The sequence below is a fragment of the Stutzerimonas sp. VN223-3 genome (genome assembly GCF_045999685.1).
Classification (GTDB): Bacteria; Pseudomonadota; Gammaproteobacteria; order Pseudomonadales; family Pseudomonadaceae; genus Stutzerimonas; species Stutzerimonas stutzeri_AR.
The window spans coordinates 1,907,640-1,930,648 of sequence record NZ_RBEC01000001.1; the positions used below are offsets into that span (position 1 = coordinate 1,907,640).

23 protein-coding genes and 1 tRNA gene are annotated in these 23,009 nt (G+C 60.2%); 9 read left to right on the forward strand and 15 right to left on the reverse strand.

Going from position 1 to position 23,009, the window contains the following annotated elements:
- Positions 1 to 3 precede the first annotated feature (3 nt).
- The 5 genes from D7241_RS08575 to D7241_RS08595 form a co-directional block, all read right to left on the reverse strand.
- On the reverse strand, positions 4 to 531 hold the full coding sequence (locus D7241_RS08575) for a DUF3341 domain-containing protein (RefSeq protein WP_408101128.1): 528 nt from the start codon (positions 529 to 531) through the stop codon (positions 4 to 6).
- Positions 524 to 1,879, reverse strand: a complete 1,356-nt coding sequence (nrfD, locus tag D7241_RS08580; protein ID WP_408101129.1) for an NrfD/PsrC family molybdoenzyme membrane anchor subunit — start codon at positions 1,877 to 1,879, stop codon at positions 524 to 526. The genes D7241_RS08575 and nrfD overlap by 8 nt, the downstream gene beginning before the upstream one ends.
- Positions 1,872 to 4,823, reverse strand: a complete 2,952-nt coding sequence (locus D7241_RS08585) for a TAT-variant-translocated molybdopterin oxidoreductase (protein WP_408101130.1) — start codon at positions 4,821 to 4,823, stop codon at positions 1,872 to 1,874. Before D7241_RS08585 ends, nrfD begins: the two co-directional genes overlap by 8 nt.
- Positions 4,824 to 4,827: 4 nt before the next feature.
- Positions 4,828 to 5,484: a cytochrome c3 family protein gene (locus tag D7241_RS08590; RefSeq protein ID WP_408101131.1), complete on the reverse strand. Its 657-nt coding sequence runs from the start codon at positions 5,482 to 5,484 to the stop codon at positions 4,828 to 4,830.
- 358 nt (positions 5,485 to 5,842) lie between these two features.
- Positions 5,843 to 6,154, reverse strand: a complete 312-nt coding sequence (locus D7241_RS08595; protein ID WP_408101212.1) for a general stress protein — start codon at positions 6,152 to 6,154, stop codon at positions 5,843 to 5,845.
- Positions 6,155 to 6,596: 442 nt separating this feature from the next.
- On the opposite strand from D7241_RS08595, the gene D7241_RS08600 reads away from it, so the two are divergent.
- Positions 6,597 to 6,764 carry a hypothetical protein gene (locus D7241_RS08600; protein ID WP_255976776.1) on the forward strand — a complete coding sequence of 56 codons (168 nt, stop codon included), beginning with the start codon at positions 6,597 to 6,599 and terminating at the stop codon, positions 6,762 to 6,764.
- Between the two features lie 99 nt (positions 6,765 to 6,863).
- Here D7241_RS08600 and D7241_RS08605 read toward each other — a convergent pair whose 3' ends face one another.
- The 5 genes from D7241_RS08605 to D7241_RS08625 form a co-directional block, all read right to left on the reverse strand.
- Positions 6,864 to 8,051, reverse strand: coding sequence for an MFS transporter (locus tag D7241_RS08605; protein ID WP_408101132.1), 1,188 nt, complete (start codon positions 8,049 to 8,051; stop codon positions 6,864 to 6,866).
- Positions 8,052 to 8,227: 176 nt separating this feature from the next.
- Positions 8,228 to 9,133, reverse strand: coding sequence for a drug/metabolite exporter YedA (gene yedA, locus D7241_RS08610; protein ID WP_408101133.1), 906 nt, complete (start codon positions 9,131 to 9,133; stop codon positions 8,228 to 8,230).
- Positions 9,134 to 9,459: 326 nt separating this feature from the next.
- Entirely contained in the window at positions 9,460 to 11,343 is a 1,884-nt protein-coding gene (locus tag D7241_RS08615; RefSeq protein WP_408101134.1) for a methyl-accepting chemotaxis protein, read from the reverse strand.
- A gap of 217 nt (positions 11,344 to 11,560) precedes the next feature.
- A complete protein-coding gene (locus tag D7241_RS08620) occupies positions 11,561 to 12,280 on the reverse strand; it encodes a pirin family protein (protein WP_408101213.1) in 720 nt (239 codons plus the stop codon).
- Between the two features lie 54 nt (positions 12,281 to 12,334).
- Positions 12,335 to 12,751, reverse strand: a complete 417-nt coding sequence (locus D7241_RS08625) for a DoxX family protein (RefSeq protein WP_408101135.1) — start codon at positions 12,749 to 12,751, stop codon at positions 12,335 to 12,337.
- A gap of 115 nt (positions 12,752 to 12,866) precedes the next feature.
- Here D7241_RS08625 and D7241_RS08630 point away from each other — a divergent pair, with 115 nt between their 5' ends.
- A complete protein-coding gene (locus tag D7241_RS08630; RefSeq protein ID WP_408101136.1) occupies positions 12,867 to 13,769 on the forward strand; it encodes a LysR family transcriptional regulator in 903 nt (300 codons plus the stop codon).
- A gap of 136 nt (positions 13,770 to 13,905) precedes the next feature.
- Here the strand turns inward: D7241_RS08630 and D7241_RS08635 are convergent.
- Positions 13,906 to 13,995 (reverse strand) — tRNA-Ser (locus tag D7241_RS08635).
- Positions 13,996 to 14,125: 130 nt separating this feature from the next.
- Between D7241_RS08635 and D7241_RS08640 the strand changes: the two genes are divergently transcribed.
- From D7241_RS08640 to D7241_RS08670, 7 genes are all read left to right on the forward strand, one after another.
- Complete coding sequence (locus tag D7241_RS08640; protein WP_255976895.1) at positions 14,126 to 14,794, forward strand: Bax inhibitor-1/YccA family protein; 669 nt, start codon at positions 14,126 to 14,128, stop codon at positions 14,792 to 14,794.
- Between the two features lie 89 nt (positions 14,795 to 14,883).
- A complete protein-coding gene (gene tusD, locus D7241_RS08645; RefSeq protein WP_408101137.1) occupies positions 14,884 to 15,276 on the forward strand; it encodes a sulfurtransferase complex subunit TusD in 393 nt (130 codons plus the stop codon).
- Positions 15,276 to 15,635, forward strand: a complete 360-nt coding sequence (tusC, locus tag D7241_RS08650) for a sulfurtransferase complex subunit TusC (RefSeq protein ID WP_408101138.1) — start codon at positions 15,276 to 15,278, stop codon at positions 15,633 to 15,635. Before tusD ends, tusC begins: the two co-directional genes overlap by 1 nt.
- A complete protein-coding gene (tusB, locus tag D7241_RS08655; RefSeq protein ID WP_408101139.1) occupies positions 15,635 to 15,937 on the forward strand; it encodes a sulfurtransferase complex subunit TusB in 303 nt (100 codons plus the stop codon). The genes tusC and tusB overlap by 1 nt, the downstream gene beginning before the upstream one ends.
- Positions 15,934 to 16,269: a TusE/DsrC/DsvC family sulfur relay protein gene (locus D7241_RS08660; protein ID WP_408101140.1), complete on the forward strand. Its 336-nt coding sequence runs from the start codon at positions 15,934 to 15,936 to the stop codon at positions 16,267 to 16,269. Before tusB ends, D7241_RS08660 begins: the two co-directional genes overlap by 4 nt.
- Positions 16,266 to 17,246, forward strand: a complete 981-nt coding sequence (locus tag D7241_RS08665; RefSeq protein ID WP_408101141.1) for a glycosyl transferase family protein — start codon at positions 16,266 to 16,268, stop codon at positions 17,244 to 17,246. The genes D7241_RS08660 and D7241_RS08665 overlap by 4 nt, the downstream gene beginning before the upstream one ends.
- An 86-nt stretch (positions 17,247 to 17,332) precedes the next feature.
- Positions 17,333 to 18,331: a glutathione S-transferase family protein gene (locus D7241_RS08670; protein WP_408101142.1), complete on the forward strand. Its 999-nt coding sequence runs from the start codon at positions 17,333 to 17,335 to the stop codon at positions 18,329 to 18,331.
- A 31-nt stretch (positions 18,332 to 18,362) separates the two neighbouring features.
- Here D7241_RS08670 and cysG read toward each other — a convergent pair whose 3' ends face one another.
- The 4 genes from cysG to D7241_RS08690 form a co-directional block, all read right to left on the reverse strand.
- Entirely contained in the window at positions 18,363 to 19,760 is a 1,398-nt protein-coding gene (cysG, locus tag D7241_RS08675; RefSeq protein WP_408101143.1) for a siroheme synthase CysG, read from the reverse strand.
- Positions 19,761 to 19,917: 157 nt separating this feature from the next.
- Positions 19,918 to 21,198, reverse strand: coding sequence for a serine--tRNA ligase (serS, locus tag D7241_RS08680; protein ID WP_408101144.1), 1,281 nt, complete (start codon positions 21,196 to 21,198; stop codon positions 19,918 to 19,920).
- A 72-nt stretch (positions 21,199 to 21,270) separates the two neighbouring features.
- On the reverse strand, positions 21,271 to 21,645 hold the full coding sequence (gene crcB / locus D7241_RS08685) for a fluoride efflux transporter CrcB (protein WP_408101145.1): 375 nt from the start codon (positions 21,643 to 21,645) through the stop codon (positions 21,271 to 21,273).
- On the reverse strand, positions 21,642 to 22,967 hold the full coding sequence (locus tag D7241_RS08690; RefSeq protein WP_408101146.1) for a replication-associated recombination protein A: 1,326 nt from the start codon (positions 22,965 to 22,967) through the stop codon (positions 21,642 to 21,644). The genes crcB and D7241_RS08690 overlap by 4 nt, the downstream gene beginning before the upstream one ends.
- Positions 22,968 to 23,009: the final 42 nt, after the last annotated feature.

Genomic DNA, 23,009 nt, shown 5'->3' on the forward strand with positions numbered 1-23,009 from the left:
GCCTCATGCCGGCACCTCGCTGACCGACACCGCTCGCTCCGCCAGCCACAACGCCGTTCCGGTGCGTTGGTACAGCGGATCGTCGGCACGGATGCACAGCAGGAAGCGGTCATCGCTGGCACGGCCGAAGGCCTCGACCTCGTGCAAAGGATGCCAGAGCAGCGGCAGCCGGCACCGCCAGAGCAGGCCGAACACGGCGAACAGCGTGGCGCTGCTGACCATGATCAAAAAGGTGACGATGCTGAACGATTGCAGTGCGATCAGCGGTCGGCCGCCAACTTCCAGCGGATAGCTGAGGTTGGCGTAAATCTGCATGCCGAGGCCGAGCGCAACACCGACGAGCGCGCCGACCACGCCGAACCAATAGACGCTGTTGCTGCGGTGTTCGAGTATCTCTTCCAGCCCCTCCAGCGGAAACGGGCTGTAGGCTTCCAGCCGCTTGTAACCCGCCTCACGCGCTGCGCGGGCGGCGTCGAGCAGCGCCTCGGGCTGAGCGAAATCGGCGAGCAGGCCGTAGTGATGCTCACTCATCGGCGCCTCCGCGATAGCGGTGCAGCACTTTCTTGACCTCGAACGTCGAGACCATCGGCAAGAAGCGCATGAACAGCGAAAACGGCACGAGGAACAGGCCGAAGGTGCCGACGAACAGCGCCCAATCCCAAAACGATGGGCTGTATGGCTGCCAGCTCGACACCAAATAGTCCCGCGTCGGCGGCTGGACGATGAGCATGTAGCGCTCGCACCACATCCCTACCAGCACGCCGATTGCGATTGCCAGCATCGTCCGGCCGTTGCGCCGCACCGTCGGCCACCACAGTGCCTGCACCACCACCAGATTGAAGAAGATCGCCAGCCAGAAACTCCAGGCGGTCGGTCCTGCCATTCGGTTGAGGGTGACCAGAATTTCGTGTTCCTTGCCCGAGTAGAACGCGATGAACGGCTCGAGAATGTAGCCGTAGCCGGTCATCCAGGCACTGGCGAGCAACAGCAAGCCGAGCTTGTTCAGGTGATCGTCGGTGATCAGATTCTGCCAACCAAAGAAGCGCCGCAGGCCGAGCGCGATGACGATGACCATGGCGAAGCCGGAAAACACCGCGCCGGCGACGAAATACGGCGGGAACACGGTGGAGTGCCAGCCGGTTTCGGGAGCGAGATCGAGCAGGAACGAATAGCCGCTGGATACCGAGAACACCAGCGGCACCGCCAGCAGCGCGATGAAGCGGTAGGTCCGGCGCCAATGGCTCCAATGCGAGCTCGCGCCCCGCCAGCCGAGCGCGAGCAAGCCGTAGAACACCTGATAGTGCCGCTTCGTCGCCCGATCGCGCGCCGATGCGAAATCCGGGATCGAGCCCACAAAAAAAAATAGCAGCGACACGCCGAGATAGCCGAGCACGGCGAAGAAATCCCAGGCAGTTGGGCTCTTGAACTGTGGCCACAGCTCCATGGTGTTCGGGTAAGGCGCCGTCCAGAAGAACAGCCAGGGACGCCCCAGGTGCACGATCGGGTAGATACCCGCGCAGACCACGGCCATCAGCGTCATCAGTTCCGCCAGGCGGTTCAGTGAATTGCGCCAGGGCCGGTTGAGCAGCAACAGCAGCGCGGAAATGAACGTTCCCGCATGGCCGATCCCCAGCCACCACATGTAATTGATGATGGCGAACCCCCAGTTGACCGGGATGTTGTTGCCCCAGACGCCAACGCCATTCCATAACACCACGGTCGCGGCGGCGAGAAACACGCCGAGCAGCAGGCAGCTACAGAGAAACAGCCCCCACCAGGCGCGGCGATAGCGATTGAAGTGCACCGGGACGTCGAGCACCCGTGCAGACACGTCACCCAGCGGCAAGTCGCGGCGCAGGAAATGCGGTGTGTCAGCCATCGCGTTCCCCTTTCGCCGATTCCAGATCCAGCGGCTCCGCCTCGCCCGGAAGTACCGGCGCGTCTTCGACCAGGCCAAGGTAGGTGGTTTTTGGCCGGGTATTGAGCTCTTCCAGCAAGGCGTAATGGCGCTTGGTATGGCGTTCACGGTTGACCTCGGCTGCCGGGTCGAGCAGGTTGCCGAAGACGATCGCCTGGGTCGGACAGGTCTGCTGACACGCTGTTTTCACCTCGCCGTCGGAAATTTCCCTGTCTTCGATTCGAGCGGCGATGCGCGCCTCGCTGATGCGCTGGACGCAGTAGGTGCACTTCTCCATCACGCCGCGGCCGCGCACGGTGACATTGGGATTGCGCTGCGCCTGCAACGCTGGCGGGTCGTCTGCCGTGAGGTTGTACCAGTTGAATCGCCGGACCTTGTACGGGCAGTAAGACGAACAGGTGCGGGTGCCGATGCAGCGGTTGTAGATCTGCTCGTTCAGCCCGTCGGGGCCGTGGACCGTGGCGTTCACCGGGCAGCCCACCTCGCAAGGTGCCTGATCGCAATGCATACAGGGCACGGGCTGAAATGCCGACTTCGGCTCGCGCGGATCGCCGCCGTAATAGTGATCGACCCGCAGCCAGTGCATCTCGCGGCCCATCTGGACCTGTTCCTTGCCAACCACAGGAACGTTGTTCTCCGCCTGGCACGCCACCACGCAGGCATTGCAACCGATGCATTGGTCCAGGTCGATCACCATGCCCCATGCGGTATCGCTTTTCGCCTGCGGCGGGTACAGGGTCGGTTGCGCGGGTTTCGGCGGTTCGTACTGGTACGCCTCTTCACGCGGCAGGCAGCGGATCAGGTCCTTGCCTGCCAGCACGTGGTGCGGCTGGGTTGAAGCCAGCTCGATTTGGCCTTCCAGACGCGTCAACACCGCGCCGCTGCGCATCCACGGATCATCCGCCGTGCGCAGCGGCGCGACGTTGTAGCCGAGGCCATCGCCCACCCGGCCGGCACGGGTGCGCCCGTAACCGCCGAACAGGCTGAGCGTGGCGTCAGCCTGGCCCGGCATTACCCAGGCCGGACCTTCAATGAAGGCGCCGTCAATGGTGGCCTGCAGCCGGTCGCCACTGCTGATGCCGCGCTGCTCACTCAGGCTTGGGGAAATACCGATGACGTTGTCCCAGGTCAGCTTGCTGATCGGCTTGGGCAGTTCCTGCAGCCAGCCGAGATTGGCGAAACGGCCGTCCCAGACGCTGGGATCGGGTCGGAACAGCACAGTCAGCCCCTCTTGCGGCTCCACCGAATCCCAGCGTGGCGGCTTTACGGTCACTTCGACCGGCTCGTACGCCGAGGCGCGGATAAAGCCTCGCTCCAACGCTTCACGCCAGGCGCGATCGTCCAGGCTCTGCCAGGTCTGACGCACCATCGCGCGGGCATCCGGCGTCAGTTGACCCTGAAGCAACGCGAGGATCTCGTCCGGCGAGCGGCTGCTGTAGAACGGGCGCACCAACGGTTGTGCCAGACAAACGCTGCCGTCCGCGGCGCGCATATCGCACCAGCCATCGAGCGCATGGCTCAACGGCAAGTGCCAGTGGCTATGAGCGGCGGTCTCGTCGTAGTAGAGGCCGGCATGGATACGCAGCGGGACCTGCTGCAGTAAGCGCTCGAACTCAAGGTTGCCCGGCGCGGTGTGTACCGGATTGCAGTCGAGCATCAGCAGGGCCTCGACCTCGCCGTGTTCCATCGCGGTCGTCAACGCTGGGAGATCATCCAGACGTCTGCCGCCGGCTTCGATCCAGGTTATCGGCTGGGTGTATTCGAGGGTGTGGCCGATATTGCCGAGGCGCTGATTGAGCCAGTGCACCGCTGCCTGCACGTCGAGCGGTGCGAATTCGCCAGCGGTGATCAAACAACGCCCCCGACGCGCCTGCAGCCCTTCCGCCAAGGTCTCGATCCAGCGTTGCGCATCGCCTGGAAGCGGCGGTGCAGAGCCTTCGCCGAGCGCTGCGGCCAATGCCTGAACATAGCTGCGCAGCTCGGTCGGCTCGACACGCCGTCGCTCCGAGGCCTTGGCGCCGGTCACGGTCGATAACGCCTCGATGACGAACAGGCGGGCCTCGCCCTCACCTCGCGCTGCCCGCCGCTTGCGCTCGCTCCAGCCCAGCGCGTGGGGTAGTTCGTGTGGGCCTGCGCCAAGCCAGTCATGTTCGAAGCTCAACACCCACTCGGCATTTTCGAAACGGTAATGGGTTTCCAATGGCTGGCCGGTCGCCTGTTCGGTGGCCGTGTAAGCGTCGCCCTGCCAGGGTTCGAAGCGATACAGGCGCGCTTCGGGCCAACGCTTCAGCAATTCGGCGAACTGCCGCTGCAGCGTTGGCGAACTGCTCGCCCCGGCCAGCAGATGCAGGCCGCGCCCGCCGCTGGCGTCCCACTCGGCCGCACGCTCGAAAGCCACCGTCTGGAAGGCATTCCAGGTGGTGCCGCGCCCCTGATAACGCGGCGCTTGCGATCGATCCGGGTCGTACAGTTGAAGGATAGCGGCCTGGGTGAACGCGGTGGCTGCGCCGAGGCTGGAGGGGTGATCGGGATTACCTTCCAGCTTGGTCGGGCGGCCAACATGGGTGCGACCCAGCACAGGCTGGGCGTAGCCGGCGAATGGAACTGCGGTGGCGTACCAACGCGCCTCACCGGGAATCACTTTTTCGGGCTGCACGACGTAGGGCACACCATGTTCGGGTTCCTGGCCGCACCCGGCGAGACCGGCCATAGCCATCGAGGCGCCCATCAGTTGCAGGAAACGCCGTCGATCCATCGCAGGCGCAATGCCCGGAAACTCCGCATCGACGAACTCGACGAACGCCGGCTCATCGGCCAGCTGCTCCAGGCTGCGCCAATAGCGCGGGCCATGCTGGCCTTCGAGGCGCTGGCGAATAACCGAATAGTCGAGTGGCGTGCGTTCCATTGAGTTACCTGTGGCAGATGTAGCAGTCGGTCAGGTTTTGCGTCTCGATGTGGTTCTCCCGAATCAATCGCTCTCCCAACTGTTGACGGTCATGCGAGGTACTCCAGCCCATCTCTGTGACCGCATCGCGGGGACGCAACCGTGGCGCCGGGTTCTGGTGGCAATCAACGCACCAGCTCATGGTGAAGGTCTCGGCCCGGTACATCAGGGGCATGGTGTCCACCTGACCGTGGCAGGTTTCGCAACCGACCCCAGCGTTCACGTGGACGCCATGATGGAAATAGACATAGTCGGGAAGCTCGCTGACCCGGTTCCAGCGCAGCGGCTCTTGCCGTGCGAGGCTCTGGCGCACCGGCGCGAGCATCTGCGCACCGGTCCATATCTGCGAATGGCAGCTCATACAGGTATAGGTTGGCGGCAACCCAGCGACTGGGCTGACTTCGACGCTGTCATGGCAGTAGCGGCAGTCAATTTTTAGCGCCCCGGCATGATGTTCATGACTGAACGGCACCAGTTGCTGCACTACCCACCCTTTATCAGTGATGTAGTCAGAACGATCCAGCACCACCAGCGCAGCGAACAGCGCAAAAAGTCCACCTATCAAGATGAACAAGGCCAGACGCAGCCACATATCAGCCGAACGCGGAAAAACCTGAGCCATGACCCCTTCAGATTGGTTTGTATCAATCTGTTTCGGCCGCGAAGCGCGCCGGGAGTTCACCAACGATGCCATCACTGTCGCGGCAAATCCCGCAGCAAGCGAAGTGAGTTATCGAGATGCTGCGAGCGGAGCGGCCTAACTAGGATTTTTTTGATAAGCCCGACCGAACTGACTCTTTGGCAGCTACAGTTAGAAATATTAAATATCTCAACCGCTGGTCGTGATAAATAACAAGCGGGATAGCCGAACAGGCAACGTCAATATCAATCGAATAAAGATTAATTTCCGACAGAAAAATAAAAAGCGGGACTCGCATTGCGAGTCCCGCTTTTTTTGATGCTAGCGACTTGCTATTTCATCAGGAGCTACGGCCACCGCCGTGGCTGTTCTGGCCGCCCTTCTTACCAGCTTCGGATGCCTTTTCGCGGTCATTGGCAAAGTTGCCGCCGCTGTTCTGGCCGCCTTTCTTACCAGCCTCTGAGGCCTTTTCCCGGTCGTTGGCGAAGTTGCCGCCACTGTTCTGGCCACCTTTGTGGCCAGCCTCAGAAGCGCGCTGCGGATCGTTGGCAAAGTTACCGCCGCTGTTGTGGCCGCCCTTCTGACCAGCTTCGGAAGCCTTTTCGCGATCGTTGGCAAAGTTACCCGGATTTCCGCTCTTATCATTCGACATGAGATCACTCCAGTTACTTGGTGGTTCTAAAAATGGCGACTGCACTACAACCGCCTCACTACTTCGGAGAGCAACAAGCGCGCAAGAGTTCGTCGAAAGTTACGACCGACGATGAACGGTTGATTGGCACAACAACAAGCCAAACGGCTGCATCTTTTTAATTAACAGACTACACAGTAGTTGCGTTTCGATAGCAACGAAACGGCAAAACCAACTACCGCCAGGCTTACGTCATAATGGTTTTTTGCAATGATGCGAATCAAAGAAGCGCACCGTTGAATATCGGCTGGACCGCTCATCTGGTTCGAGAATCATGCCGGCATTGTCAACAAGCTGTAACTCGCCCCAGGCAATCTCAGCTCCATGGAAAGCCGCGACGGCTGGCGCAAGGACGCGACTATCTCAAGACCACCAACCACTCGATCGAGCTATTGGAGGCCGTATGAACAGCAAAACCTTGGAAAACCTGGTCAAGCATTCCGATCTCAGCGTCACGCAGCCGCTGGAACTCTGGAAGCAACTGCACCGAGACAAGCGCGACTACCGACCAAGCGCCGCCGCCCTGGCGCGGCGCGCATCGTTCGATATCGGGTTTTGCACCAGCCGGTAGCGTTCAGGACCGGTCGGCGCCTGAAGGACGTCAGCAGACGTCCTGGCTGAACGCTCACCTGTTAGTGAATTGGCCGCCATCGACCATGAAGCACCGGCGCTAATCAGCCTCCGCCTTGCGCTCCTGCTTGAGCAGCAGCCACACAATCGCCAAGCTGGCAACGGCCATGGCCGCTGCGCCGAGAAAGATGCTCTGCATACCAATGTAGACGGCCAACACTCCCATGATTGCCCCGGACAGCCCCAGCGCCAGATCGAAGAACATAGCGAAGACGCTGAGCCCGGAGCTGCGGTTGGCGACTCCGACCCGGGAAACCACGCCGACGCCCAATGCCGGATAGAGCAAGGATAGTCCGCACCCGGTCAGGGCTGATCCGGCCAGCGCAACACCCGGAGCCTCGGCGAGCCAGAGCATGACCAGACCGAGAATTTCCACCACCAGACAGATCACCGCGACCGAGTAGCCGCCTACCCTATTGATCAAGTTGGGGAACAGAAGGCGTGTTCCGATGAAGGCAAAGGCGAAGGCGGTCAGGCACCAGGCGGCGCCCTCCCAGCCGCGCGCGTCGTAATACAACGCGATAAAAGCGGTCAGCGTCCCGTAACCGATGGTCGCTAATGCCAAGCTGATACCGGGCGGAGCAACTTTCCAGAGCACCTTGCCAAACGGCAGCCGTTCGCCCGGATTGAGCGGTGCGTCGCCCCGTCGCCAAGCCAGCGCCAATCCGATCGCCGCCAGCAGCATGGTCACCGCGCCAAGGCTCCACAATCCCAGCGATTGCGTTAGAAGCACGCCCAGCGGTGCGCCGATACCGACCCCACCGTAAGCAGCGACGCCGTTCCAAGAAATCATCCGCGCCGTGCTTTCCGGTCCCAGACGACTAATGCCCCAAGTGATTGCGGAGATACCAATCAGGCTCTGCGTGAAGCCAAGGATCAGCCGGCTCACCAGCATCACGCCGATGCTCGCCATTGGCCAGGATTCGAGCAATGCAGAGATCAGCAACAGCAGTCCACTGACCAGGCTGGACGCCATGCCGATCAGCACGGTTTTTTTTGCGCCACGCTCATCCGCCAGCCGCCCGGCGAGGGGGCGGCAGAGCAAGGTGGTCAGATATTGCGCACCGATAACGATGCCCGCTATGGCGGTGCTGAAACCGAGGCTTTCATGGATATAACCCGGCAGCGACGCCAGCGGAATACCAATGGAAATGAAGGAAATGAAGTTGAAGACCACCAGCGACAAAATGAAAAAGGTGTCGTTGGTAGGTGTTTTCGCAGCGGGCATCGGTACGCCTGTAGATGAGATGAAATGCAAATTGACTGCGCCGGAGCAGCGGCGTCCCGGCGCGGGCAGGAACAACCCGCCATGTACCTCAATGGATTATGACCACAGCCGAACGGTTTCGCTCTTGGGAAAGCGGCACTCATCATACAACCGCGATGCGACCGCGGCATTGCGATTCAGACAGGCTTCGCTGCGACAGCCGCTTTCGGTCTGCGCCACTGCGGCAACCCGATCAACACCACGGCACTGACGATCACCGTCATCGCCAGCCATTCCACCGTGCCAATGTGCTCACCGGCGAAGGTGATACCTAGCAGCACCGCGACTACCGGATTAACGTAGGCGTAGCTGGTGGCCGCAGCGGGCCGCACATGCTTGAGCAGATAAAGATAGGCACTGAAGGCAACGATGGAGCCGAGCAGCATTAGATAAGCAAGGGCAAGCCAGCCGGCAAGATCGGGCATCTGCTGCATGCGCTCACCACTTGCGACGCTGCCAAACAACAACACCACTCCACCAACCAGCATCTGCGCTGAGCTGGCCATGGCGCCACTTGGCAGGCTGAGATGTCGGCTCCACATCGAACCGAGCGCCCAGCTCGCCGCCGCGAGCAATACCAGTACCGCACCCAGCGGACTCGCCTGCAGATTATGACCGAGGTTAAGCAGGCCGATCCCGATCAGCCCGAGCAAGATGCCGCCCCACTCCAGTCCGGTGGTGCGCTGACCCCAGATCAGTCCGAACAACAGCGCAAACAGCGGAACCGTGGCAATGGCTAGCGCCGCCACCGCCGACGCCACGCCAAGATGCTCGGCAAGGGTCACGCCGCCATTACCGCAGCTGAGCAACAGAAACCCGACGATGGCACACGACCGCCACTCCTTCGCTGTCGGTACAGGTACATCGCGCCAGCGCAGCCAGGCAAACATCAGGCTGCCGGCAATGACGAACCGCAATCCGGCAAGCAGCATCGGCGGCCAGGATTGCACACCAACCTTGATGACGAAGTAAGTGGAGCCCCAGATCAGATAGAGCGCGAGGAAAGCGCCCACGAGCAGCAACGGAAAGCGGCGCGAAGACATGGGACAGACCCGAGTGGGAAATGGGACCGATCATTCTAGGCAGGTCGCCAGTAGGGCAATAAGCACAGTCAGGTTTTTGTTTGCCGGTGCAGTTTGTCGCACCACCTGGTTTGCTGCAGTTGTCCAAGCCAAGGGACTGTTGAGCATGGACATTTCACAGTTGCCGTCGGATCTTGCCGCACACCTCTGTTTACGTTTGCCGCTATTGGGCCTTTATCGAGCTTGAAGCTGTCGAGAAACGGTTTGGACAGAACTGCCTGCCGCCCCGATTCAATGGCTCAGCGATAACGGCTCGGCGTACACCGCTGAACAAACGCGGCTGTCGCTCAGACGACGCGGAATTTTCCGGTGCGTTCGCTGAGTGCTTCGACCTGCGACTGAAGCCCCTGAGTGTGCGTATCCAACGTCTGGCGCAGGCTACGGGTTTCGCCGGTGTGGGTATTGATGTCCTCCATCTTCATAGCGATGTCGTCGGTGGTTGCGGAAATCTCTTCCACTGCCACCACAACCTGACTCATCTCTGCGGTCAGGGTTTCCACCGATTGGGTGATGTCGCCAATAGCGCCGGCCACCTCACCAGCATCGGTTTCGCTCTGCTGAGCGAGTGATAGACCGCTGCCGATCAGTTCGTCCATCTTGCTCGTCTGGCGGTCCAGCTCGCTGACGATCGCGGCGATATCGGTCGTGGCGGCTACCGTCTTCTGTGCAAGTGAGCGTACTTCGTCGGCAACCACCGAGAAGCCGCGACCAGCCTCGCCGGCACGGGCAGCCTCGATGGCAGCGTTGAGGGCAAGCAGGTTGGTCTGTTCCGCCAGGCCATTGATTACGCCGATGATGCTATTGACCTGCTTGCCGCTCTGGGTCAGCGATACGACCTGTTCGTGCGTGGTCCGAATCAGACCGGACAGACGGCGAATATTGTCGACGCTGGAACCGATGATTTGGCTGCCGACCTGCGCAGAGTTGCAGGCGGACTGGGACGCGGTGCCGACCTCATTGGTCCGCCGCGCTATCTCGCTAACCGTGGCGGAGATCTGGTGCGAGGCCGACGCTGCCTGCTCGGTCTGCTGCTCGACCTGCTCGCTGTTGACCTCAAGGCGGTTCATGGCTTCCTTGAGGTGAGCATACAGGCGCTCCATATCTCGGTTGCCATCGGCCACCTGACGAATCAGGCCGCCGACACGCTGAATCATGTCGTTGGTGGCGATACCCAGCTGGTTGAATTCGTCCTTGCGGTTGTTGCCGATGGCCAGTTGCCCAGTCAGGTCTCCAGCCGCCACACGGGCGAGTAGGTCGGTAACGCGCTTCAATTGGCCGAACAGGGCGCCAGATGCGCGCCCCAGAGTGATCATCAGGAATATCGAGCCACCAAGGAAGGTCAGCCCCAAAATGATCAGCGTCGACTGGCGAGCCTGTTCCACTTCCCGGCCGGTGCTGGCGACGATGCCGTTGGCGAGCGCGGTGTCTAGCTCGTCAACCGTCGTTTCGATCGTTGCCGCCTGGGTCTTCATCTGCTCCTGCACATCGCGGATCTGACCGATCAGTGCATCGGCCAGGCCGAATGTTTGCTCATACTCACGCACGCTCTCGCCGACTTTGCTGTCTTGCCAGTCGAGCTCGATGATCTGCTTTTGCATGGCGGCGATCGCCTCCCGCGCGTTCGCGGCGAAGGAGGGATCGAACGTTGACAGGTAGTCGCGCTGCTTGGTGAGCGCGGTCGCGACGAACGGCTGTATCAAACCGATATTGATCTTTTCCAGCTCCGCAGCGGCGAGAACAAGGGACTGACGCAGCTTGTCCGTCGCGCGCAGGCCGAGGCTCTGATTGAGCTCGAGCCACTGCCGCTGCAAAGTCAGGTCACTGTCGAGCAAGGCAGCGATCTTTTCAGCGCGCTTGATGGTGGGTTCGTCATTCAATTGGCGAGACGCTTCGGCGAAGGCCTTGGCGCTGACCTCTAGGGAGCTCAGTTGCTCGCCGAAGCGTTCGACTGTCTCCGGGGTGAGCTGGGCACGTAGATTGCGCAGGCGCAGCCAGTCATTGAGCAACTCGGTCGACTGCGCCTGGAAATCGGTCGCAACCTGCTGTGCATGAAACGCGCTCGCGAGCCGCTCGTTGACCCAGAGAGCGGAGCCCGCCATTACGGCCAAGCCGAGCAGGCAAATCGCGATCAACCAGCGGAATTTTTGTTTCCAGGAAAGCTGAAGGGGCATAACAGGCTCCATTGTTGTTTTTATATACGACGTGTCAATGCATCGGCCGGGCTGCTTATTTCTTGAACGCGTCGGATCGCCGTAAAATGGATCGCCCCGGGTTTCGTGGAGGTTTCAACTCTAGATGACGCCATGGCAGGTCTATGGCCCGGCCAACTGTAGAAAAGGCCGGTCAAGACTGACCGGCCGCTCGTTCACGGCATACAGAGGCCCACCGCTACACCCTTGGTCGGTCCATCGGGCGAAGGTCGAACACCAATACCTCAGCATTTTCACCATGGGAGAACTCAAGCGTGTCGGCGTCACGGATCTTCAACCCATCTCCTTCGTTCAAGCGTTGTCCGTTCACGCTCAACGATCCTGCCGCCACATGGACATAGGCATTCCGCAACGCAGGCAGCGCCAGCGACGCACGTTCGTCACCATCGAACAGTCCCGCATAGACGCGGGCGTCCTGATTGATGGTCAACGACCCATCATCCCCATTTGGCGAGAGCACTAGGCGCAGCTGCCCACGCTTATCCGCTGCCGAAAAGTTTTGCTGCTGGTAGCGCGGAGCGATGCCTTTTGCAGCCGGCACTATCCAGATCTGCAGAAAATGGACGGGCCGGGTCGAGCTGGCGTTGTATTCGCTGTGAGCCACGCCGGTACCGGCACTCATCAACTGTACGTCGCCTGGGCGAATTACCGACCCAGTGCCCAGTGTGTCCTTGTGCTCCAGCTCTCCATCGAGCACATAGGAAAAGATCTCCATGTCGCGGTGCGGGTGTTTGCCGAAGCCACCGCCAGCGGCTACCCGGTCGTCGTTGATCACAAGCAGGTCGGAAAACCCCACATGCTCCGGATCGTAATAGGAAGCGAAGGAAAAGCTGTGGCGCGATTTCAGCCAGCCATGATCGGCCAGACCACGCTCAGATGCCTTACGGATTTCAGTCATGCTGGTCATGCGTTTCTCCTTGAATCAGAAAGGTGGCCGCTTAGGCTGTTTTGGTTAGACGATCGCGTGAGTTGGCTTTGCTTTGCGCAAATGATCAAGGCTGAAAGCGCCAGCGCCAAAGGCCGCCACCTGCACTAAACCACCTACGATCGACAGGTTTTTCAGGAAGTGAATCAGCTGGCCCTGGTCACCGAGCTGGTTGTGGAACACCACGGCCGTGATCAATGTGAACAGCGCCATTACGGAGGCGACGAGCTTGGTGCGGTAGCCCACCAACAGCGCCGCGGCGAAGCCCAGTTCGATGACCAATGCGCCAGCCAGCGCCACTTCGGGCAACGGCAGGCCAGTGCTGGCGATATAATCGATGGTTGCGCTCGGTGCGGCCAGCTTGCCGAAGCCGCTTACCAGAAACAGCGAAGCCAGAAGTGCACGGCCGGCAAGGGTTGCGCTTGCATGTGAAATGGTAGTCATCGAAATCTCGTTGAGGTTTGAAGGGCTGTGTTCAGCACCGTGGAAACAGATTACTGTCCTCTCCTGTATCGATAAATGACTTGAAAAGCGTTTAATCGTCCACCAGGAGGAGACAATGAACCAACTCGAGGACATGCGCCTGTTTGTCAGCGTGCTGGACTGCAAGAGCTTCACGGCAGCGGCGGAAACGCTGGGCCTGTCCAAGCAGTTCGTGAGCCGCCGAATGACGGCCCTGGAAGCGCGGCTAGGGGTGCGTCTGATCAACCGGTCTACACGGAAGCTGAACGCGACCCCTGTGGGCCTGGCCTATTACGAACGAGCACGGCGGATACTTGATGACGTTGATGAGGCCGAGCATCTGGTTACCTTGCAAAGCAACTCCCCGCGCGGTTTGCTGCGGCTGTCTGCACCCATGTCGTTCGGGACCCTGCACCTGAGTCCCTTGCTGCCCGGTTTCCTGCAGCGATACCCCGACGTAAACATCGAGCTGGACCTCAGCGATCGGGTGATCGACCTGCTCGAAGAAGGCTATGACATGACCGTGCGAATCGGCGTACTGGAGGACTCAACGCTGGTCGCGCGGCAAATCGCGCCGCTGGAAACCGTCACCTGTTGCAGCCCTGATTATTTGCGCCAACGTGGCGCGCCACAGCTCCCATCAGATGTCCGCGCCCATGATTGCCTGTTGTATGGGCACGGCAAAGCTGTTGACTGGAGCTATTGGATCGATGGGCGAGTCGAGCGAATCGGGGTTCGGGGTCGGCTGCGGGTGAATAACGGCGAGCTGGTCCGTGATGCGGCCGTTGCAGGGCTTGGACTCGCCATGCTGCCAACCTTTATAGCCGGTACGGCGCTTGAGGCAGGCACCCTGGTTCGCGTGTTGCGCGAATACGAGTTGCCATCGGCGAAGGTATACGCCGTCTACCCGCAGCATCGACAAGCAAACGTGCTGGTCCGCTTACTGATTGACTATCTGAAGGATTCATTAGCGGAAAGCTCGCATGCGGCTTTTAGCTGAAGAGCCAAAGCCAGGGCGCGCTTACATTCAGCCTGACGCTCTCTCTAGCTTGGGAACAATATGGGAACACTCGCACCCGCTTTTCCTATCCCCAGAAACGCGAAAGCCCCGAATACGGGGCCTTCAGCTTTCGATATGGCGGAGGAGGTGAGATTCGAACTCACGGAAGAGTTTCCCCTTCGACGGTTTTCAAGACCGTTGCATTCAACCGCTCTGCCACTCCTCCGCAGAGAGCGGGCGCAATAGTACCGGAACGAAACACACTGTCAAACTCTGTTATTAGGTCGAAACAAAAGCTCTGCTATGATCCGAGGCAATTCACCTTAGGCTGAATTCATTTTTACAGGAGTATCGCCATGCTCAAGCAACAGTATGCATCTACGCACACGCAGGTTGAACAACAGGAAGTTGGCCGCGTTCTGCGCAATACCTACGGCCTGCTGGCCATCACCCTGGGCTTCAGTGCCCTGGTCGCCTATATGGCGATGCAAGCCAACGCGGCCTACCCGAACATCTTCGTGGTATTGATCGGTTTCTACGGCCTGTTCTTTCTGACCGTCAAGCTGCGCAACTCGGCCTGGGGCTTGCTTTCCACCTTCGCGCTGACCGGTTTCATGGGTTACACGCTCGGTCCGATTCTTAATATGTATCTGGGCACCGCCAACGGCGGTGAGCTGATCGCTTCCGCGCTGTCGATGACCGCCCTGGTGTTCTTCGGCCTGTCGGCGTTCGTGCTGATCACTCGCAAGGACATGAGCTTCCTCAGCGGCTTCATCACTGCCGGTTTCTTCGTCCTGCTGGGCGCTATGGTCGCTAGCTTCTTCTTCCAGATCAGCGGCCTTCAACTAGCGATCAGTGCCGGCTTCGTGCTGTTCTCCTCGGTCTGCATCCTCTACCAGACCAGCGCCATCATTCATGGTGGCGAGCGCAACTACATCATGGCGACGATCGGTCTGTACGTTTCGCTGTATAACCTGTTCATCAGCCTCCTGCAGCTGATGGGCATCATGGGTGGCGACGACTGATAGTTGCCCGAATGAATCAGCCCGCTTCGGCGGGCTTTTTCGTTTTTGAAGCTGGCGTATCATGTCGACCAGTAATTCAACGGTGCCTCATGAAATTCGCAATCGCCCTCTTTTCGCCCGCTCACTCCCCTGCTTCGCGGCGCGCTTTGCGCTTCGCTGAGGCGGTGCTGGCGGGCGGGCACGAGATTGTCCGGCTGTTTCTCTACCAGGACGGTGTGCACAGCGCCTCAGCCAATACCGTTACCGCGCAGGACGAGCTCGATGTTGCTGAACAATGGAACCATTTCGTCAGCAGCCACGGACTCGATGGCGTGGTCTGCATCGCCGCCGGCCTACGCCGTGGCGTGCTGGACGACTCGGAGGCCAAACGTCACGGGCGGCCCGCGGCTAACCTGGCGCCTAGCTGGGAGCTTTCGGGTCTAGGTCAGCTGCACGAAGCGGCTCAGCACGCTGATCGCCTTGTCTGCTTTGGAGGCCACTGATGGCCCGCTCGATGCTGATCATCACGCGTCAATCGCCTTGGTCAGGCCCCTCAGCTCGTGAGGCCCTGGATATTGTTCTCGCTGGCGGTGCTTTCGAACTGCCGCTGGGGTTGCTGTTCCTTGACGACGGCGTGTTCCAGCTCGCTCCGACGCAGCACGCAGCAAAACTGCAACAGAAGGATCTGACAGCGAACCTACAGGCGCTGCCGATGTTTGGTGTCGACTCGTTATTCGCAGCCAGACGCAGTCTCAGCGAGCGCGGGCTGGACGAGGCCACCCTATCGTTGCCGGTTGAAGTGCTCGACGACGCCAGCCTCAGCGCCCTTATCAATCGCTATGACCATGTGATCACGCTCTGATGGCCACTTTGCACCTGCTTTCACACTCCCCTTTTTCAGACGGTCGCCTGTCTAGCTGCCTGCGCCTGCTTGCGACCGACGATGCGGTTTTGCTAAGCGGCGACGCCGTCTACGCCCTGCAGGGCGGCACAGCCCAACGTCATGCGCTGGACCTGATGCCCGATAGCGTGGCGTTGTTAGCGCTGGAAGAAGACGTCACCGCACGCGGCCTCGACAACCTGCCCGAGCGCCTGCAATTGGTCAGCTATCCGGGTTTCGTCGAGCTGTGCTGTCGCTACGCACGGACCAATTCCTGGTTATGAGCGCATTGATAGTGAATGGCATGAGCATTGCCATCGATCAGGAAGGTTTTCTGGTCGATCTGGACGAGTGGACCGAGCCCGTCGCCGAAGCTCTTGCCCAGGCCGAAGGGTTGAATCTGGAAGCCGAGCACTGGGAAATTCTTTGGCTGCTACGCGAGTTTTATCGCGAATTTCAGCTTTCGCCAGCTACGCGCCCGCTGATCAAGTACACAGCCCTGAAACTCGGCCCGGAAAAGGGCAACAGCATGCACCTGAACCGTTTATTCAAAGGCACCCCCGCCAAGCTTGCGGCAAAGCTGGCGGGCCTGCCGAAACCGAGCAACTGCATATGAGCCTAGTCACCCCTCCCGAACACCCGTTTGCCGTGTTCGTCCGCATTCTTGGCAAAGGCAAGCGCGGCGCCCGTGACCTCACCCGGGATGAGGCTCGCGAAGCCATGGGCATGTTGCTTGACGGCAAGGTCGAGGACACGCAGCTCGGTGCCTTCCTTATGCTGCTACGACACAAAGAAGAAAGCGCAGAGGAGCTTGCCGGCTTCACCGAGGCCGTTCGTGAGCGACTGCACGCACCGGCGATCGCCGTTGATATCGACTGGCCGACCTATGCCGGCAAGAAACGTCACTTGCCCTGGTATCTCCTTGCTGCGAAGTGCCTGGCGCAGAACGGGATTCGCATCCTGATGCACGGCGGCGGTGCGCATACGGCAGGACGGATGTACACCGAGCAGCAGCTGGATTTGCTCGGAATCGCCCACTGCGAAGATTGGACTGCAGCCGCCGCAGCCCTGAACAGCACCAACCTTGCGTTTATGCCGCTCGGCGCCTGGATGCCCGGCCTGCAGCGAATGATCGACCAACGCAACATCCTCGGCCTGCGCTCGCCAATTCATTCGCTGGCGCGCATTCTCAATCCGCTGGGCGCTCGCTGCGGCCTGCAGAGCATTTTCCATCCGGGTTATCAGGCCAATCACCGAGAAGCCAGCCGTCTGCTCGGCGATACGGCCATCGTCATCAAGGGTGAAGGCGGTGAGATCGAGGTCAACCCGGACGGTGTCGCGCACCTGTACGGAACCAGCGACGGCGAGGCCTGGGACGAGGACTGGCCAGCGCTCTCTCCACAGCGTCACGTCAAACCGGCGCAGCTTGATCCACAGCATCTATTGGCCGTCTGGCAAGGCGCCGAGGACGCCTATGGCGAACTGGCGGTCGTGGCAACCATGGCGCTGGCGTTACGGGGGCTTGGCCAGTCGCGCGAGCCTGCATTCATACAGGCGCGGCAGTACTGGGCGCAGCGCAACCCATCGAACTGAGTGATGGGTTTGACCCGAGATTGCGACCCGTCCATCGAACCTTGCCTCATAAACTGCCCCTACCTTAAAAGCGTGAGGAGGCAAATATGGGGCTCTTGGTCGATGGACAGTGGCAAGACCGCTGGTACGAAAACAGCAGTGACGGAGAATTCCAGCGTGAGCAGGCACAACGACTCGACTGGGTTACCCCGAACGGCGCACCTGGCCCGGATGGCCAACAGGCCGTCAAGGCGGAAGCCGGTCGCTATCACCTTTATGTGTCGCTCGCCTGCCCTTGGGCGCACCGCACCCTTATCTATCGCAAACTCAAGCAGCTCGATTCGTTGATCGATGTTTCGGTCGTCAGCTGGCTGATGGCGGAAGACGGCTGGACCTTCGATCAGCACACCGGATCAAGCGGTGATGCGCTGGACGGCCTGCGGTATCTGCACCAGCGCTACACCTCCGATGACGAGGGCTACACCGGTCGCGTGACGGTTCCGGTGCTCTGGGATCGACAGGAGCAACGCATCGTCAATAACGAGTCGGCAGAACTGATCCGTATTTTCAACAGCGCATTCGACGGATTGACCGGCTCCAGGCTGGACCTGTACCCCGAGCCGCTGCGGGCCGAGATAAACAGCCTGAACGAGCGAATCTATCCAGCAGTGAACAACGGCGTCTACCGTGCCGGTTTCGCCAGTACACAAAAAGCTTACGAAAAGGCGTTTGACGAAGTGTTCAGTGAGCTCGACCAGCTGGAACGGCGACTTGCAGAGAAGCGCTACCTGACGGGTGAATACCTGACCGAAGCGGACTGGCGACTATTCACCACAATGATCCGCTTCGACGCAGTGTATTACGGTCACTTCAAGTGCAACCTACGGAGAATCGAAGACTATCCCAACCTGTCGAACTGGCTGCGTGAGTTGTATCAATGGCCAGGGATCGCCGAAACCGTCGACTTTTCTCACATCAAGAGCCATTACTACGCGAGCCATCGCCACATCAACGCCAACGGCATCGTGCCCAAGGGGCCGCAGGTGGAGCTGAATCGCGCGCATGATCGCGAGCGGCTGCCTGCCAAAGGGATCTGGTCGCGCTGACACCTGTGAATGGCGGTTGATTGATAGCACTCTATTCGGCTTCGGGACTCCGACCCTCGAACCAGGCGAGCTTTTCGCGAAGCTGCACCACCTCGCCGACGATGATCAGGGTCGGCGCCTGAACCTGCTCGTTCGCAACCCGCTCGGCCAGATTGGCCAAGGTGCCGGTAAAGACTCTCTGGTTGCAGGTGGTGCCCTGCTGAATCAGCGCGGCGGGCGTATCGGCCTTGCGACCATGAGCGATCAACTGATTGCAAATAACCGGCAACCCAACCAACCCCATGTAGAACACCAGGGTCTGACTTGGCGCCACCAGTTCCGGCCAGGGCAGATCGCAACTTCCATCCTTCAAATGACCAGTGACGAAACGAACCGACTGGGCATGATCACGATGCGTCAGCGGGATACCAGCATAGGCAGCGCAACCGCTGGCTGCTGTGATTCCGGGAACGACCTGGAATGGAACGCCGTTGGCTGCAAGCTCTTCGATCTCCTCACCGCCACGACCGAAAATGAACGGGTCGCCACCTTTCAGGCGCAGCACCCGCTTGCCCTGCTTGGCCAGCGTCACCAGCAGTTGGTTAATCTGCTCCTGCGGTACCGCGTGATCGGCGCGCTGCTTGCCCACGTAAATCCGATCGGCATCGCGACGGCATAGTTCAAGGATCGCCGGCGCAACCAGACGGTCGTAGAGCACCACGTCGGCCTGCTGCATCAGGCGCAAGGCGCGAAATGTCAAAAGGTCCGGGTCGCCTGGTCCAGCACCGACCAGATACACCTCGCCCAGGCTCTTCGGCAAGGCGCCGGAGAGCTTTTCTTTCAATAACCGCTCCGCCTCATGCATCTGCCCTGACAGCGCCCGTTCGGCAATATTGCCTTGGAACACCTCCTCCCAGAACACCCGCCGCTGCTGCACATTTGGCAACTGCGCTTTGACCTGCCTACGAAATCGCTTCGCCAAGCCGGCCAGTTGGCCATACACAGCGGGGATCCAGGTCTCGATACGAGCCCGCATCAACCGAGCCAAAACTGGCGCGTCACCTCCACTGGATACCGCAACGATCAGCGGCGAACGATCAACAATTGCAGGAAAGATAACGGTGCAGAGATCGGGGGAATCCACCACATTGACCGGCATGCCGAGCGATTTCGCATCTTGCGATACCCGCGCATTCAATTGCTCGTCATCGGTGGCGGCAATGGTCAGCACGCAGCCGGAAAGATCGCTGGAAACATAGCCTCGAATCGCCATCTCCCCGCCGCCTTGGGCAACCAGTTCGCTCAGCTGTGTCTCGATCTCTGGCGCAACCACCCGCAGCACCGCGCCGGCTTCGGATAACAAACGGGCTTTGCGCAGGGCAACTTCGCCACCGCCGACGACCAGTACCGTACGGCCCTTCAGATTGTGGAAAAGTGGCAGAAAATCCATGAGCGAGTCCTGATGACTATTTGAGTGGAGCCATCTCAGCCACTACGGCAGAGACGCCCCCTGTCGAGAATCAAATTCCGGACGGGCCGTTCAGCGCCGTCGAGCATTCTTCGCTGATGCCAGCTCGACCCGCTCCGGCAGCACGTTACCGACGGAATCAACCGATGACTTCGACACCAGCCATGTAGGGCTTGAGCACGTCTGGCACACAGATGCTACCGTCCGCCTGCTGGTAGTTTTCCAGTACCGCTACCAGCGTACGGCCGACCGCCAGGCCTGAGCCGTTGAGCGTGTGCACCAATTCGGGCTTTCCAGTTTCCGGGTTGCGGTAACGCGCCTGCATGCGGCGCGCCTGGAAGTCGCCGCAATTGGAGCAGGACGAGATCTCGCGGTACTTGTCCTGGCTCGGCACCCAAACTTCCAGATCGTAGGTTTTGGTCGCTCCGAAGCCCATGTCTCCAGTGCACAGCGCCAGCACCCGATACGGCAACTCCAGTAGTTGCAGCACCCTCTCAGCATTCGCCGTAAGGCCTTCGAGCGCCTCGAACGACTGGCTAGGCTCGACGATCTGGACCATCTCGACCTTGTCGAATTGATGCTGGCGGATCATCCCGCGGGTATCGCGCCCCGAGGCACCCGCCTCGCTGCGGAAGCACGGCGTATGTGCAACGAACTTCAGCGGCAGCTGCTTGGCATCGAGAATCTCACCGGCCACGATGTTAGTGAGCGACACTTCGGCAGTCGGGATCAGGTACAGATCGGCCTCGTTCTCGCGGCTGATCTTGAATAAATCTTCCTCGAATTTCGGCAGCTGGCCGGTGCCCTGCAGTGCCGGCGCCTGCACTAGATAAGGCGTATAGGCCTCTTCGTAGCCATGTTCGCGGGTGTGCAGATCCAGCATGAACTGCGCAAGCGCGCGATGCAGGCGCGCAATCGGACCGCGCATCAGCGCAAAGCGCGCCCCGGACAGCTTCGCAGCCGTTTCAAAATCCAGCCAGCCGTGCTGTTCGCCCAGGGCGACGTGATCTTTGACTTGAAAATCGAAGGCCTTGGGCGCGCCCCAACGACGTACCTCAACGTTTTCGTCTTCATCCTTGCCCACCGGGACTGATTCGTGCGGCAGATTCGGCAGGCTCAGCATCAGCTGATCCAGTTCGCTCTGGATGCTCTCGAGCTCGATTTTCCCGGCTTCCAGCTCAGAGGCCATGCGATCGACATCGGCCAACATCGGTGCAATGTCTTCACCGCGCTGCTTGGCCTGGCCGATGGATTTCGAGCGAGCGTTGCGCTCGGCCTGGAGCTGCTCAGTACGGGTCTGGACCGTTTTGCGCTGGGCCTCCAGCGCCTCGATACGCGTCACGTCCAGCTGGTAGCCGCGGGTTGCGAGGCGATCAGCGACGTCTTGCAGCTGTGTGCGTACCAGTTTCGAATCAAGCATGGCGGGTCTCGTCTGTGAAAGCTTTGAGGAAAGTCGGAGAGGAATCGAAGTTTACTGCGATAGTGGTCAGGTTCATAACCTGCCGAGGCTCAACCCAGCCCAGGTGGCCAGCAGACCGCCGAGCATGCTGATGCCGATATAACCGAGGGCCGTTGCGAATTGTCCACTTTCCAGCAACCGTAATCCGTCCAGGGAAAAACTGGAGAAAGTAGTCAGAGCCCCGAGGAAGCCGATAATCAGCCCGGCGCGCAGTTCGGGTGAAATGTCCGGGCGCGCAAGGAACGTCGCGTATAGATAGCCGATCAACAGACAGCCGAACAGATTCACCGCCAAGGTCGCCAGGTAGAAATGCCTGGGCCAGTGCGCCGATACCCAGGTCGAGACGCTAAAGCGAATCATCGTACCGACCACACCACCAGCCGCTACGGCAAGCGTCATCCGTATCATGTCTTTCTCCGTTGCCGTGGGCTTTCCCGATCGAGGCGGGTCAGATGCTCGAGCTTGTCGCGAATCTTGCTTTCCAGTCCGCGCGGCACCGGATGGTAGTACTGACGCGGTGCCATCGCGTCAGGAAAATAGTCTTCACCGGCGGCATAAGCGTCGGGCTCGTCGTGGGCGTAACGGTATTCGTTGCCATAGCCCAATTCCTTCATCAGGCGGGTCGGTGCATTGCGCAGGTGTAGCGGCACCTCTTGCGAGCCGCTCTCCCGAACATCGCGCATCGCGGCATTAAACGCGCTGTAAACCGCGTTGCTTTTCGGCGCGCAAGCGAGATAGACGATAGCCTGGGCAACGGCTAGCTCACCTTCCGGACTACCCAGACGCTCCTGAACGTCCCAGGCGGATAAACACAGGCTCAGCGCGCGCGGATCGGCATTACCAACCTCTTCGCTGGCCATGCGCACCACACGCCGCGCGATATACAGTGGATCGCAGCCGCCGTCGATCATCCGTGCGAACCAATACAGCGATGCATCGGGGTTCGAACCGCGAACCGATTTGTGTAATGCCGAAATCTGGTCGTAGAAAGCCTCTCCGCCCTTGTCGAAACGCCGGCGGCTGTCGCCCAACAGATCCTGGAGTAGCTCGACACTGATTTCGCCACCCTCTTCGGCTAGGTCAGAGGCATTCTCGAGGAGGTTCAGCAAACGTCGGCCATCGCCATCGGCGGCCGCCACCAGAATCTGAAAGCTCTCTTCGGGCAGGCTCAGATGCAGCTCGCCGAGCCCTTTGGACTCGGTCAACGCACGGGCAACCAACTTGCGCAGCGCAGCCTCATCCAGGCTTTTGAGTACGTAAACCCGTGCCCGTGAGAGCAAAGCGTTGTTCAATTCGAAGGATGGATTTTCGGTGGTGGCACCGATGAAAATCAGCGTGCCGTCTTCGACATAGGGTAGAAACGCATCCTGCTGGGACTTGTTGAAACGGTGTACTTCGTCCACGAACAGAATGGTGCGACGGCCGTACTGGGCCGCCTGCTGTTTCGCAATTTCCACCGCCTGGCGGATTTCCTTGACCCCAGCCAGCACCGCCGAGACGGTTTCGAAATGAGCATCGGAAACCTTCGCCAACAACCGCGCCAACGTCGTCTTGCCTACACCTGGCGGTCCCCAGAACACCATTGAGTGTAACGCGCCCTGCTCCAACGCCTCGCGCAGCGGCTTGCCACGTGCCAGCAAATGCTCTTGTCCGACATACTCGTCGAGGCTGGCAGCTCGCAGTCGAGCGGCTAGCGGTTGAGCAACAGGATCGCGGCTGAACAAGTCCATTGAGGACGGCTACCTCTCATGCAAACGGCCTGCGGAAAGCAG